The sequence below is a fragment of the Antrihabitans auranticaus genome (assembly GCF_016481275.1).
Lineage (GTDB): Bacteria > Actinomycetota > Actinomycetes > Mycobacteriales > Mycobacteriaceae > Antrihabitans.
On sequence record NZ_JAEMNW010000001.1, the window covers coordinates 25,474 to 38,043 of the forward strand.

The 12,570-nt window shown below is 64.1% G+C and carries 12 protein-coding genes; 5 read left to right on the forward strand and 7 right to left on the reverse strand.

Going from position 1 to position 12,570, the window contains the following annotated elements; all coding sequences use genetic code 11:
* Positions 1-250 precede the first annotated feature (250 nt).
* Positions 251-586, forward strand: a complete 336-nt coding sequence (locus JGU72_RS00130) for a DUF1844 domain-containing protein (protein ID WP_199681751.1) — start codon at positions 251-253, stop codon at positions 584-586.
* On the opposite strand, the gene JGU72_RS00135 is transcribed toward JGU72_RS00130, so the two are convergent.
* Both JGU72_RS00135 and JGU72_RS00140 read right to left on the reverse strand, forming a co-directional pair.
* Positions 583-1,989 carry an alpha/beta fold hydrolase gene (locus JGU72_RS00135; protein WP_199681752.1) on the reverse strand — a complete coding sequence of 469 codons (1,407 nt, stop codon included), beginning with the start codon at positions 1,987-1,989 and terminating at the stop codon, positions 583-585. The two genes, JGU72_RS00130 and JGU72_RS00135, sit on opposite strands and share 4 nt — an antisense overlap.
* A 71-nt stretch (positions 1,990-2,060) precedes the next feature.
* The gene (locus JGU72_RS00140) at positions 2,061-2,747 is read right to left on the reverse strand and encodes a helix-turn-helix transcriptional regulator (RefSeq protein ID WP_199681753.1); all 687 of its coding nucleotides are present in this window, start codon (positions 2,745-2,747) and stop codon (positions 2,061-2,063) included.
* Between the two features lie 87 nt (positions 2,748-2,834).
* Here JGU72_RS00140 and JGU72_RS00145 point away from each other — a divergent pair, with 87 nt between their 5' ends.
* Complete coding sequence (locus JGU72_RS00145) at positions 2,835-3,527, forward strand: alpha/beta fold hydrolase (protein ID WP_199681754.1); 693 nt, start codon at positions 2,835-2,837, stop codon at positions 3,525-3,527.
* Here JGU72_RS00145 and JGU72_RS00150 read toward each other — a convergent pair.
* Positions 3,524-4,666, reverse strand: a complete 1,143-nt coding sequence (locus tag JGU72_RS00150) for a lipase family protein (protein ID WP_199681755.1) — start codon at positions 4,664-4,666, stop codon at positions 3,524-3,526. The genes JGU72_RS00145 and JGU72_RS00150 overlap by 4 nt on opposite strands.
* Before the next feature lies 1 nt (position 4,667).
* On the reverse strand, positions 4,668-7,592 hold the full coding sequence (uvrA, locus tag JGU72_RS00155) for an excinuclease ABC subunit UvrA (protein WP_199681756.1): 2,925 nt from the start codon (positions 7,590-7,592) through the stop codon (positions 4,668-4,670).
* A 106-nt stretch (positions 7,593-7,698) separates the two neighbouring features.
* Here uvrA and JGU72_RS00160 point away from each other — a divergent pair, with 106 nt between their 5' ends.
* A complete protein-coding gene (locus JGU72_RS00160) occupies positions 7,699-8,424 on the forward strand; it encodes an MBL fold metallo-hydrolase (RefSeq protein ID WP_199681757.1) in 726 nt (241 codons plus the stop codon).
* Between the two features lie 8 nt (positions 8,425-8,432).
* On the opposite strand, the gene JGU72_RS00165 is transcribed toward JGU72_RS00160, so the two are convergent.
* On the reverse strand, positions 8,433-8,924 hold the full coding sequence (locus tag JGU72_RS00165) for a metallophosphoesterase family protein (protein ID WP_199681758.1): 492 nt from the start codon (positions 8,922-8,924) through the stop codon (positions 8,433-8,435).
* 47 nt (positions 8,925-8,971) lie between these two features.
* On the opposite strand from JGU72_RS00165, the gene bla reads away from it, so the two are divergent.
* On the forward strand, positions 8,972-9,859 hold the full coding sequence (gene bla, locus JGU72_RS00170) for a class A beta-lactamase (RefSeq protein WP_199681759.1): 888 nt from the start codon (positions 8,972-8,974) through the stop codon (positions 9,857-9,859).
* A 143-nt stretch (positions 9,860-10,002) separates the two neighbouring features.
* Complete coding sequence (locus tag JGU72_RS00175) at positions 10,003-10,602, forward strand: DUF998 domain-containing protein (protein ID WP_199681760.1); 600 nt, start codon at positions 10,003-10,005, stop codon at positions 10,600-10,602.
* Here the strand turns inward: JGU72_RS00175 and JGU72_RS00180 are convergent.
* Both JGU72_RS00180 and JGU72_RS00185 read right to left on the reverse strand, forming a co-directional pair.
* Entirely contained in the window at positions 10,583-11,455 is an 873-nt protein-coding gene (locus JGU72_RS00180) for a TIGR03619 family F420-dependent LLM class oxidoreductase (protein ID WP_199681761.1), read from the reverse strand. The genes JGU72_RS00175 and JGU72_RS00180 overlap by 20 nt on opposite strands.
* A 39-nt stretch (positions 11,456-11,494) precedes the next feature.
* Positions 11,495-12,517, reverse strand: a complete 1,023-nt coding sequence (locus JGU72_RS00185) for an ROK family protein (protein WP_199681762.1) — start codon at positions 12,515-12,517, stop codon at positions 11,495-11,497.
* Positions 12,518-12,570 lie beyond the last annotated feature (53 nt).

The following is a 12,570-nucleotide window of genomic DNA, read 5'->3' on the forward strand; positions in this document are numbered from 1 at the left end:
CACGACAAACCCTCACATTCGAGGGAGCCCAATCACGAGGATTGGGCGACCGGACCGTGTTGCGTAAAGCCGCAAAACGGTGGGAGTCGGGCTCCACTTACTGCCCCGGAACAGGTTCCAAGGAGGTCGTCGGCAACGAGTCTAGCATTTGCGCACGTCGGAGCCGAATCAACGACTTCGACCCTATGCGCGGTTGGCGAGTCCATAGACTCCCTAACCGCCACGGGGCGCAGCCCCTATCGTCTATGGGGTGACTGAGCAGCCCGTACGCGAACTTGCAGAGATCCCCGCCGTCGAAGTTATCAGCCGGGCTGCGGTGATGCTGATGAGCTCCGCGGCCGAGAAGCTGGGCCTTTCCGATCCCGATCCGGAGAACAGCCCCAACCGCGACCTCGACGAGGCTCGTCGTGTCATCACGGCACTGGCCGGGCTCGTTTCGGCCTCGGTCGAGTATCTCGGTCCGCACGCCGGACCCATCCGCGACGGCCTGAAGTCGCTGCAACTCGCCTTCCGGGAAGCGTCGTCGCACCCTGATGAACCCGGCAAGGGGCCTGGCGAAAAGCAGACCGGCCCAGTCTGGTCCTAGGGGCTGTTGCTCTCTTCGTGTGAATGCTCGATGCGGAACTTGCGGTGGACGCTGTGCACGCCTTCGCGAATCGGGCCGGCGGGCGCAAAGCGCTCGACCGTCTCCACGATCCCGCCCAGCGCATTGCTGACGGTGTCGACACCGCTGCTCGCAAGATCGGACCACGACCCCGGCTCCGCTACCGGCTCGGCCTCGTCTTCGACTTCGGCGGGCTCCCCCGCATCGGCCTCGGCAGCGACAAGCTCGACGATGCGGCGAATCTCTGCGTTGACAACGTCGGGCTCCTCGAGGCCGGGCATGTGGCCGCACTTCGGAATGGCCGTCAATTCGGCGCCAGGAATGTGGTCCGCAAGGTATTGCTGATCGGTGGGCGGTACCAGACGATCGTTGTCGCCCTTGATGATTGCGACGTGCGCCTGCGCGAGGTTCGCAATCTCCGCGCATTCGTCGTGATCCAAGATCGCGATCACCATGTCGCCCGCTTGACGGAAGCCGTTCGCGTACACGATCGCAGCGGTCGGGCGGAGTGTCTTTCGAGCAGTTCGGCCGTGCACGGCGATGAAACGGAGTCCGACGAGATACGGCAGCATCCCGATGAGCCGTGGAACGAAGCGTGGCAACGCATCCATCACAACCAGCAATCCCGCGACCTCACGGCGCATCACGAGCGCCGCCGGCGTCAGCACCTTCCACAATCCGAAGTTCATCGTCTTCGCGAGCGGACCAGCGGACGTGGAACACAGCACGTATCCACCGATCCGGTCCGCGAGGTCGGGACGCACCGTCGCCAACGCCGACGCCGTCAGCCCACCCATGCTGTGCCCGACGATGACGAGCCGGCCGGTCGGCGCAGTCTCGTCGATGACCGCACCGAGGTCGGCAGCGAGTTGCCGCACACCGCGGATGCTCTGATCCAGCTTCTTGACGCCCGACCGGCCGTGGCCGCGAGCGTCGTAGGAGACGCGTCGAATGCCGGAATCCACGAGGGCCTCACGCTGGTTGCGCCATGCTGCCGCAGTCGTCTGTATTCCGTGGACGAAAACGACCACGACCTGCGCATCCGCCGGGCCTTCGACCTCGGCGTGGAGGATTACGCCGTCCCGGGTGCGCACGCTGTGGGCTTCACCGGCACGCCCCTCCGCGGCGAGTTCTTGCCACGGCCTGCCGTCGTAGTACTCCAGCACGCCCAGCCACGCCATGATGAAGACCGCGCCGGCGAGTAGGACAGCGACGAAGCCCCACCAGACAACGGTCCGCACACTCGTCGCGTCGACGAGCGCGGTGACACCGACGACGAGGACCACCAGACCCACGACTCCGGCCACACCGACAAGCGTGAGAAATTCGAGCGCGCTCGCCCTCCGCGTCCGCCGTTTTCGTGCGTACTGCGCAGTGTTCGTCATCGATCTGCTCTCCTGGACGGCCCCGGCCCTGCAACGATCGTAAGTATCGCGACCCAGGCTCGGGGCTGGATTCAGCGAACCGCAAACGCATCCCTGGGCGGCTCTCCGAAGACGTCGGCGGGGCGCGGCTCGAAGGATTCGCTCGTGGTTGCCGCATCTGCGACGCGATCGAGCCGGAACCAGCGAACGGCATCACGCGTCCGGCACCAACCGATCAGGTACCAACGGCCACCGGTGTGGGCAAGCATGTGCGGCTCGACGCGGCGGTCCGAGCGAACGCCGTCGTCGTCGAGGTACCGCAGTGACACCAGACGGCGCCGTTCGACGCACTCTTCGATCGCGCGGCGGATAGCGGACGAGGAATGTGCCGACCCCCGCACCCACACCCGCGCACCGACTTCTTCTGCGCGTCGTCGCGACTCGGGATCCATGACGTCGAGCAGCTTCGCCAATGCCGCTCTGCCATCCTCGGCAAAGGGCGCATCGCGATTCATCGCGAGCGCCAATGCGATGGCAATTGCCTGTGCCACGGTGAAATTCACTGCCGGCAACGAAGCTGCCCTATCGAGGAAGTATCCCCCGCCCGGCCCCGCGCGAGACTCGATGGGAACGCCCGCGGACTGCAAGGCACTGATATCTCGTTTGACAGTCCGCGTCGTAACTTCCAAGCGGACGGCGAGTTGGTCGGCCGTACGCCCTCGCTCGGCGCCGCGGCGAAGCTCCTCGGTGAGCGCGTGCAGTCGTGCCGCCCGTTGCATGAATTCCAGTGTGGCAGAACTCGACACCAAATCGTGACAAATATGGTGACAGCCAGTTGTCACCATCCGGCTGCAATGCTTGTTGTCATGACGACGCACATCATCTTGGTTCCGGGATTCTGGCTCGGCGCGTGGGCATGGGACGGAATCGGCGAGGCACTTGCCGAACGGGGCAACCAGGTCACTCCCCTCACGCTGCCCGGCCTCGGCCCCGACGACGACCGAGCAACGACGACTCTCGAGCAACAGGCGCAGGCAATCGTTGCGGCCGCGGACAATTCGGTCCTTGTCGTGCACAGCGGCGGAGCGGCAGCGGGTTATCTCGCAACTGATATGGCGCCCAACTTGTTCACGCGGGTCATCTACATAGACGCGGGACCCCTCGCACACGGCCAGGCCGTCAACCCCGCCCTCGATCCGGAGGCGACCGAATGGCCGCTGCCGGCGTGGGCCGAATTCGAGGCCGAGGGCAGCAGTCTCGAGGGACTCGATCACGACACTCTCGTTCGTTTCCGTGAACGCGCAGTGCCGGAACCCGCACTGGTCGCGCGCACGCCGCTGACACTGCAGAATCCGGATCGCCGCAAGATTCCGACGACGATCGTGTGCACAAGCTTTCCGAGCGCGATCGTCAAACAAATGCGCGACGCCGGGCACCCGATCGGACTAGAACTGCTCGAGATCGAGGCCGACTACATCGACCTTCCGACGAGCCACTGGCCGATGTGGTCGAAGCCGGCGGAACTGACGAGCATCATCGACGAGGTCGCGAATCGTTAGGCGAACAGTCGCTCGACGAACGGCACCGTGTCTGTGAGCGACGCCAACATCGCGGCATCATGGTCGCCGGGATATACGCGGAATGTCAGAGGCTGGTTGTTGGCGGTCATGCGCGCCGCCAACGCCAGCGTCGTCGGCGGTGGTACATCGACGTCGGTGAGACCTTGGCCGACAAAGAACGGCCGGTCGTAACCGGACTCGGGAATTCCCATGTAGCTCTCCAGGATTGGGCCGATTCCCGGAATCGAGGCAAGCGGCCGGGTGAACAACGATCCGACCGGAACTCCACCGACAGCTGCCGAGAAGGCGTCGTAACACGAGTCGTCGGCCAGATCGACGAGCGCCTTTCCGTGCGGCGTAAGGATCGAATCGATGTTCAGTTCCGGATACGTCGCGCGCAGGCCGGAAAGGATGAACAGGAGGTAGGTGTTCAGACTCGAGCCCACGCTGACCGGGGGAACGCCTGGACCGACGGTCGCGACGATGTTCTCGATATACGCGGGGACTCCGGTTGCGACCGCTCCGCGATAGTCCAACTCGGGACCGCCGAAGGACGTGGCATTGCGGGCGACTGCCATCGCCGCACCGGCGCCCTGTGATTGCCCGATGACAACCCACTTCTTCGACAGCGCGGGAAAGGTACTCGTACTCGCCTTCACCATGTCGACGACGCTGTGCGCCTCGACCACGCCGTTCAGATAGTGAGTCGGCCCCGAGGTTCCCAGCCCGACGTAATCCGAGGCGACAATCGCGTAGCCTTTTGCCAACCACGTTGCGAGATAAGGATAGTCACGCTCGGGCAGCGACGGACCGCGCACGCTGTAGGCGCACTGGTCGCCCAACCCGACCGTTCCGTGGGCCCACGCGACGACGGGCCAGCCTCCGGGTGGCGGTGTTCCTCCCGGTAGGTACACCGCGCCACTGCTCAGCGCCCGACCGCTCGGCCCGCTACTCCAATACGTCAGCCGTTTCGCGTCCGCCGATCCTGGCACCCAGATGCCTTGCGGGAGTTCCGCAACGCCGACGACGGCGCCCGGCGAGGTGTCGTCGGCGGAACCGACTGCAGGAAAGAGGACTACACACACAGCGGCCAGGCCGACGAGCAATACGACGCGGACCCGTCGCCCTAGCCCCCGCACCTCAGGCGCTCGAACTCACGGTCGCTGCCCGCTTCCGTGGCGCACGCTTGCGTGCAACGGGTTTGGCCGGCTTACGGTTGAGAACGTCCTTGAGGAACTGCCCTGTGTAGCTCGATTCGACGCCGGCGACCTCTTCCGGCGTGCCCTGCGCAACGACCACGCCACCGCCGGACCCGCCTTCGGGCCCCATGTCGATCACCCAGTCCGACGTCTTGATGACGTCCAGGTTGTGCTCGATGACGATGACGGTGTTGCCCTTGTCGACAAGTCCGTTCACGACGAGAAGCAGCTTTCGAATGTCTTCGAAGTGCAGACCTGTCGTGGGCTCGTCCAGGATGTACGCCGTCCGGCCGGTCGACCGCTTCTGCAGCTCAGCGGCAAGCTTGACACGTTGCGCCTCACCGCCGGAGAGGGTCGGCGCCGGTTGGCCCAGCCGTACGTATCCGAGCCCGACATCGACGAGCGTCTGCAGATATCGGTGGATCGAGGTGATCGGCTGGAAGAACTCGGCGGCTTCTTCGATCGGCATGTCCAGCACTTCGGCGATGGTCTTACCCTTGTAGTGCACCTCGAGAGTCTCGCGGTTGTACCGCGCGCCGTGGCACACCTCGCACGGAACGTAGACGTCGGGAAGAAAGTTCATCTCGATCTTCAACGTGCCGTCACCGGAGCAGGCCTCGCACCGGCCACCCTTCACGTTGAACGAGAAGCGGCCCGGCTGATAGCCGCGAACCTTCGCCTCTGTCGTTGCCGCGAACAGAGTCCGGATCTTGTCGAAAACGCCTGTGTAGGTCGCCGCGTTGGACCGCGGCGTACGACCGATCGGTGACTGATCGACTTGGACGAGCTTGTCCAGCTGATCGAGGCCGTTGACCCGCGTGTGCCGACCGGGAACCTGGCGGGCACCGTTCAGTTTGTTCGCCATCACGGTCGCGAGAATGTCGTTGACGAGCGTCGACTTGCCCGAGCCACTGACACCGGTGACCGCGGTGAGGACGCCGAGCGGGAAGCTCACATCGATGTCACGCAGGTTGTGTTCCTTGGCGCCCACCACGCTGACCTGCCGCTTCCGGCTCGCCACTCGTCGGACCATCGGAATCGGGATCTCCATGCGACCCGAAAGGTACGCGCCGGTGATGGATTCGGGATCGGTGAGCAATTCCTGATACGGACCGCTGTGCACAACCCGACCGCCGTGCTCGCCCGCGAACGGACCGATATCGACGACCCAGTCGGACGCCCGAATCGTGTCTTCGTCGTGTTCGACCACGATCAGGGTGTTGCCCATATCGCGCAATCGGGTCAGCGTCTCGATGAGTCGGCGATTGTCGCGCTGGTGCAGCCCGATGGACGGTTCGTCGAGGACGTACAGAACGCCGACCAGGCCGGACCCGATCTGGGTTGCGAGACGAATCCGCTGGGCCTCACCACCGGACAGCGTTCCCGCCGCACGCGATAGCGACAGATACTGCAATCCCACATCGAGCAGGAAGCCGAGCCGCGCCTGGACCTCCTTGAGGACCTGACCGGCGATTGCTTTCTCGCGTGGACCGAGGGTGAGGTTTCCGAGGAATTCCGAGCACTCCGAAATCGACAGTTCGCTCACGGCGGCGATCGACTTCTTGTCCTCGCCGGCCGCGATTGTGACCGCGAGAATCTCCGGCTTCAAACGCGCGCCGCCGCAGGCCGGGCACGGAACCTCGCGCATGTAGCCGTCGTAGCGCTCGCGCGCCTGCTCCGATTCGGTATTCTCCATCCTGCGCTGCAGGAAGGGCATCACGCCCTCGAACTCGGCGTAGTACGAGCGCACCCGTCCGTACCGGTTCTTGTACTTGACGTGCACTTGCTCGGTACTGCCCTCGAGGACCGCTTTGCGCGCCTTGACCGGCAGGTCCTGCCACGGCGTCTGCATCGAGAAGCCGAGATTGTTCGCCAGCCCCGACAGCAGCCGACCGAAGTACTCCGAAGTCTGCCCCATCGACCAGGGGGCGATCGCACCGTCCTCGAGGCTCAGTTCGGGATCGGGAACGACGAGATCGGGGTCGACCTCTTTCCGAATGCCGAGACCCGTGCACTCCGAACATGCGCCGTAGGGCGAGTTGAACGAGAAGGAGCGCGGCTCGAGGTCGTCGATATCGAGCTGGTGATTGTTGGGGCACGCCAGGCGCTCGGAGAAGCGCCGCTCACGATCGTGCGCGTGCTCGTCGCGGTCGACGAATTCGAGGACCACGATCCCATCGGCAAGTCGCAATGCCGTCTCCACCGAATCGGTGAGTCGCTGTTTCGAGCTCGCCTTGACGGTCAATCGATCGACGACGACCTCGATATCGTGCTTTTCCTGCTTCTTGAGCTTCGGCGGATCGGTGAGCTGATGGACCACTCCGTCGACCCGCACGCGCGAATAGCCCTGGGTGTTGAGCTGGTCGAAGAGGTCGACGAACTCGCCCTTGCGTGTCCGGACGACCGGCGCGAGTACCTGAAAGCGAATGCCGTCTTCCATCGCGAGCACCTGGTCGACGATCTGCTGCGGAGTCTGTTTGGCGATCTGCTCACCACACACGGGACAGTGCGCGGTGCCCGCTCGCGCATAGAGCAGGCGCAGGTAGTCGTACACCTCGGTAATCGTGCCGACGGTCGACCTGGGGTTGCGGTTCGTCGACTTCTGGTCGATCGACACCGCAGGTGACAGGCCCTCGATGAAGTCCACGTCCGGTTTGTCCATCTGACCGAGGAACTGCCGCGCGTACGCCGACAACGACTCGACATACCGCCGCTGGCCCTCGGCGAAGATCGTGTCGAAGGCGAGACTCGACTTGCCCGATCCCGAAAGACCCGTGAAAACGATCAGGGCATCGCGTGGCAGATCGATATCGATCCCCCGCAGGTTGTGCTCGCGTGCTCCTCGCACTATCAGGCGATCCGCCACAAGCATCCTCTCCGGTCAATTCACAGCTGTTACGTACGTGGTCGAGAGCCGGGATACCCGGCCGCCACACATGCTATGTCGCACCACCGACACGTTTCTTGGACGAATGTGCGATGCGCTCTCGCTCGACGGTAGCGTGCGGGGTGTGGACCAGCACATCGCGATAGACAGCACCTACTCCGGCAACGTCTCCCCTGGTTCAGCGCCGCAGCGCCGCACTGTCCCAGGCGCGACCATCGTCAAGATGTCGGTCGGTCCCATGGACAACAACGCCTACGTGGTCCAGTGTTCCTCGACCGGCACCACGCTGCTGATCGACGCCGCCAACGAAGCCGACCGGTTGATCCAACTCGTCGACACCGTTGCGCCGACAGGCCTCGAGTTGATCGTCACAACCCACCAGCATTTCGATCACTGGCAGGCACTGAAGAAGGTCGCGGCCCACAACAGTGTCACGACGGCGGCGCATCCGCTGGATGCCGGACCACTGCCGGTAGTACCCGACACCGAGCTGAACGACGGCGACACCGTCCGCGTCGGCGATCTCACGCTCGAAGTCATCCATCTGCGCGGACATACGCCCGGCTCGGTTGCGCTTGCGCTGACCGATGGCGACGGCATCGTCCACCTCTTCACGGGCGACTCTTTGTTCCCGGGTGGTCTCGGCCGCACGACCTCTCCGACGGATTTCTCGTCGCTGTATGCGGACGTGACGACGAAGATCTTCGACCGGTTCGCGGACTCGACCGTCGTCTACCCCGGTCACGGTGCCGACACCACACTCGGCACCGAGCGGCCCCACCTCGACGAATGGCGCGAACGCGGCTGGTGACCGACCGCCTACAACCGGTGCAGCTCGACCTCACCCACTAGGCCGTCCTCGACAACAGCGGTCATGTACGTGTGGTGCGGCTGGCGCCGGCGATCGGTGGGCGAGCCCGGATTGAGCAATCGCAGACCGGTCTCGGTTGTCGTGTCCCAGGGAATGTGACTGTGCCCGAAGACGAGCACGTCGGTGTCCGGGTATGCCGCCGACATCCGCTTTTCCCGTCCGGTGGCGGGTCCCGTCTCGTGCACGACGGTGAGGCGAACGCCCGCCAAATTCACCGATGCGATCTCGGGGAGACGCGCGCGCAAGGCGGGTCCGTCGTTGTTGCCCCAGCATGCAACAAGCCGCGCGGCTTTGGTTTCCAGTCGGTCCAGGAGGTCGACGTCGACCCAGTCGCCGGCATGGACGACCACGTCCGCTCGGTCGACAGCTGCCCAGAGTTGTTCCGGCAGTTCACGAGCACGCTTCGGAAGGTGCGTATCGGACATCAGCAGCAAGTGCACTACACCAGTGTCCAACGGCCGCACCCCGACATGTCAGGGTGGTGGGCATGGCCAAGAAAACACGAACCCTGGTGTCTGCGTTGCTTGCCCTTCCGTTGCTTGCGGCGTGCAACTCGGACCAGAGCACAGACCCTTCCACTCCGGAAGTCGACCCGGCCGTCGAACTGCAGCAATTGGAGGCGCAGTACGGCGCGAGACTGGGAGTGTTCGCACTGGACACGACGACCGAAAATTCTGTGGCGCACCGGCAAGACGAACGGTTCGCGATGGCGTCGACGTTCAAGGGCCTGGCCTGCGGCGCGTTGCTGAGCGAACACCCGCTGTCAACGGGCTACTTCGATCAGGTCGTGCACTACACGCGAGACGAATTGGTCGAGTATTCGCCGGTCACCGAAACGCGGGTGGATACCGGCATGACGGCTGCCGAACTGTGCGACGCGGCCATCACCGTCAGTGACAACACAGCGGGCAATCAGATCCTGAAACTGCTCGGCGGACCCGAAGCGCTCACCGCCTATCTGCGTTCGATAGGCGACTCCGTCAGCCGACTCGACCGGTGGGAGCCGGACCTGAACGCCGCAACGCCCGGCGACGAACGCGACACGACGACTCCGGCTGCACTTGCGGCCGACTACCGCGCGTTGGTCGTCGGCGAGGCGCTCGCCGAACCTGAACAACAGCAGCTGAAAGCGTGGCTACTCGCGAACACGACTGGTGCCGAACGCATCCGGGCCGGTATTCCTGCGAGTTGGACAGTCGCGGACAAGACAGGAAGTCCGCGGTACGGCGGAGCAAACGACGTCGGAATCGTCTGGACAGACACCGGCGAGCCGATCGTCATCTCGATCCTCAGTACGAAACCGGCGGAGGACGCAAAGGCCGACAACGGACTTGTTGCCGATGCGACGCAGATCGTGGTCGAGGCTCTGCGATAAGTGGCTCACCGAGGCGATCCGGTTCCGTAGCCTGGAGATCGCAGCGGCAGCCTGCGGGGAAAGCGGGGGTTGACATCGACACGACGTCGTCGCGCAAGACCAGCTCGGTAGCTGTTCGCATCGGCGGCACGGCGTGGGCGGCGATGCCGCTCTACTTCCTCGCGGAGGTCGTTGTCGCGATGGCGTGGCCGATCCAGTACGACGTCACGTCCAACTCGATCAGCAACCTCGGCGACACGACCTGCGACATCGGCGGCCGTACCGGCTCGGGTGCAATCTGTTCGCCGCTGCACCTCGTCATGAACCTGACCTTCATCACCACCGGCGTCCTCGTCGCGGTGGGCGCGATCGGTCTTCGCGAGCTCGTCCCAGCCGGTGTGCACCGCACTACAGCGGTGTTCCTACTGGTCGTCGGCGGCATCAGTTGCGCCCTCGTCGGCTTGGTACCGGTCAACGTCGATCCGGCTCTGCATTGGATCGTCGCCGCGCCTACCTTCCTCGCCCGCAACGTTGCGATGGGTGTGGTTGCCTGGCCGCTCATTCGACGGTGGCGTTGTTTCGGCGCGTGGACCGTCGTGTGCGCTACGGCCGGAACGGTCGGAATCTTCAGCTCACTGCTGCACACCGCGCCCTTCGGAATCGCCGAGCGTTTGGCGCTGTATCCGTTCACGATCTGGGCAATCACCGCCGGGGTCGCGGCGATCGTCCTAGCCCCGCGCCCAGCTAGCGAAACTTCGAAATGACGCTGTCTGCGTAGCGTTCGAGGTGTGCGATCTTTTTCGCGAGCGGTTCGGTGTCCGGTCCTTCGATGTACGGCACGCGGAAGCCGACGATCACGTCGGTGACGCCTTTGTCCTCCAGTCGTTTGATCCCGTCGACGGTGTACGCGTCGACCGAGATCACGTGAATCTCCAACGGCCGCGGCGCATCCCGCTCCGCTTGCAATTCCTTGATTCGCGCGAGAAGTGCGTCCAGCTCGGGACCGGCACCACCCGCGTGCATCCAACCGTCACCCAGTCGAACAGTCCTGCGCAGCGCAGGATCACTGTGCCCGCCGATGAGGATAGGAACCGGCTGGGTCGGCGTGGGTGTCAGCGCAATGCTCGGAATGTCGTAGAACTCGCCGTGAAATTCGAAGAATCCGCCCGCACACAGGCCACGGACGATCTCGATGCACTCGTCCATGCGCTTCCCACGGCGCTCGAACGGGACACCCATGATCTCGAAATCCTCGGGCCAGGGACTGATACCGACGCCGAGCGAGAAGCGGTTGTTGCTCAGGTACGCAAGCGAACTCGTCTGTTTGGCGACCAGCACCGGTGGGCGAATCGGCAGCTTCAACACGAACGGGGTAAAGCGCAACGTCGTCGTCGACGCGGCGAGAGCAGCTGACAGGACGAAGGTCTCGATGAACTCTTTGTCCTGTAGAAACTCTCTGCTGCCGTCCGGCGTGTAGGGGTACGTCGAGTCCGATACCTCGGGATACGCCACGCTGTCGGCGACACACATGCTCGTGTACCCGGCGGCTTCCGCAGCCTGGGCGAGGGGAATGTAATACGCGGCGTCGGTCATTGCCTCGGCATACGTGAAACGCATGGTTCGGCCTCTCGTTCGGAAGTTCGGGTCAGCGCGACATCACGGCAGGGCAACCGTCGTCAGAGCCGCCAGTGCCGCACCACGCGCACCTGCCATGTCGAGGTCGGGAACGGTCGCGATCACAGAGACCTCGGCCTGTTCCGCGCGCAGTAGCGTGTGCTCACGGACGGTCCCGAGGAACCACTCACGGAACTCGGGGGCAGTCTCGACGACACCGCCGCCGATGAAATACGCCGTCGGATCGGTGAAGTTGGATGCGATCGTGAACAATCGGCCGATCGCCATCGCCTGCTGCTCGAAGATTTTCCGTGCCATCGGATCGCCGTCCTCAGCGAGACCGCGGACCTTCTTCGCGGCTTCTTTCGGTGGCGTCACACCGTGCAGCGGATGATCTGGATACTGGGTCAGCCAGTACGGCAATAGGTTGTTCTGGATTCCAGTCAGCGACGCGACGCTTTCGGCGTCCGCTGCGAAACCACAATTGCACCGCGGGGTCGGCTGTCCGTCGTCGAGCAGTCCGTCCATCGGGATGTACACGTGGCCGAGTTCTCCCGCCATTCCCGACCGTCCGGAGACCACTCGGCCTGCCTCGACCAGCCCGCCGCCCAGACCCGTTCCGATGATCGCGGAGACCGACGAATAGTTTGCAGAGTCGTTGCCGAAGTGCACATAGTGGGCATACAGCGCGGCCGCGTTCGCGTCGTTGTTGTAGACGACCGGCAATCGCAGTCTTTTCTCCAGCGCACTCCGAATGTCGAATCCGAACCATTCGGGCGCCGAGAAGTTCGTCGCACCCTTGGATGAGATGACCCCGACAGCGCTAGCCGGTCCGGGAGTATCCAGGCCGACTGCGCGGATCGCCGAAAAGTCCACGCCCGTCAGCTCGAGCACTCCGTAGAAACTCTCGGCGAGCGCTTCGACTGCTGCGGTCGGCCCATCGAGAACCACACTCGGCGTCTCGATCATCTTGTCGACCAGAAAGTTGCCGTCGGGGTCGAGAACGGTTGCGTTGTTCTTGGTCCCACCGTTGTCGACACCGACAACGAACCACGGCTGCGTCATCTGATCCCCTCTCCGAGCGCTCGGTAACCAGAAATTACATCGGGCGAGCAGTC

What these genes read in the sequence shown, in the direction of transcription:
- JGU72_RS00135 (WP_199681752.1), bottom strand. Translation starts at nt 1,989, where the DNA reads ATGACGAACACTGCGCAGTACGCACGAAAACGGCGGACGCGGAGGGCG.
- JGU72_RS00140 (WP_199681753.1), bottom strand. Translation starts at nt 2,747, where the DNA reads ATGCAACGGGCGGCACGACTGCACGCGCTCACCGAGGAGCTTCGCCGC.
- JGU72_RS00145 (WP_199681754.1), top strand. Translation starts at nt 2,835, where the DNA reads ATGACGACGCACATCATCTTGGTTCCGGGATTCTGGCTCGGCGCGTGG.
- JGU72_RS00160 (WP_199681757.1), top strand. Translation starts at nt 7,699, where the DNA reads ATGTGCGATGCGCTCTCGCTCGACGGTAGCGTGCGGGGTGTGGACCAG.
- bla (WP_199681759.1), top strand. Translation starts at nt 8,972, where the DNA reads ATGGCCAAGAAAACACGAACCCTGGTGTCTGCGTTGCTTGCCCTTCCG.
- JGU72_RS00175 (WP_199681760.1), top strand. Translation starts at nt 10,003, where the DNA reads ATGCCGCTCTACTTCCTCGCGGAGGTCGTTGTCGCGATGGCGTGGCCG.
- JGU72_RS00180 (WP_199681761.1), bottom strand. Translation starts at nt 11,455, where the DNA reads ATGCGTTTCACGTATGCCGAGGCAATGACCGACGCCGCGTATTACATT.
- JGU72_RS00185 (WP_199681762.1), bottom strand. Translation starts at nt 12,517, where the DNA reads ATGACGCAGCCGTGGTTCGTTGTCGGTGTCGACAACGGTGGGACCAAG.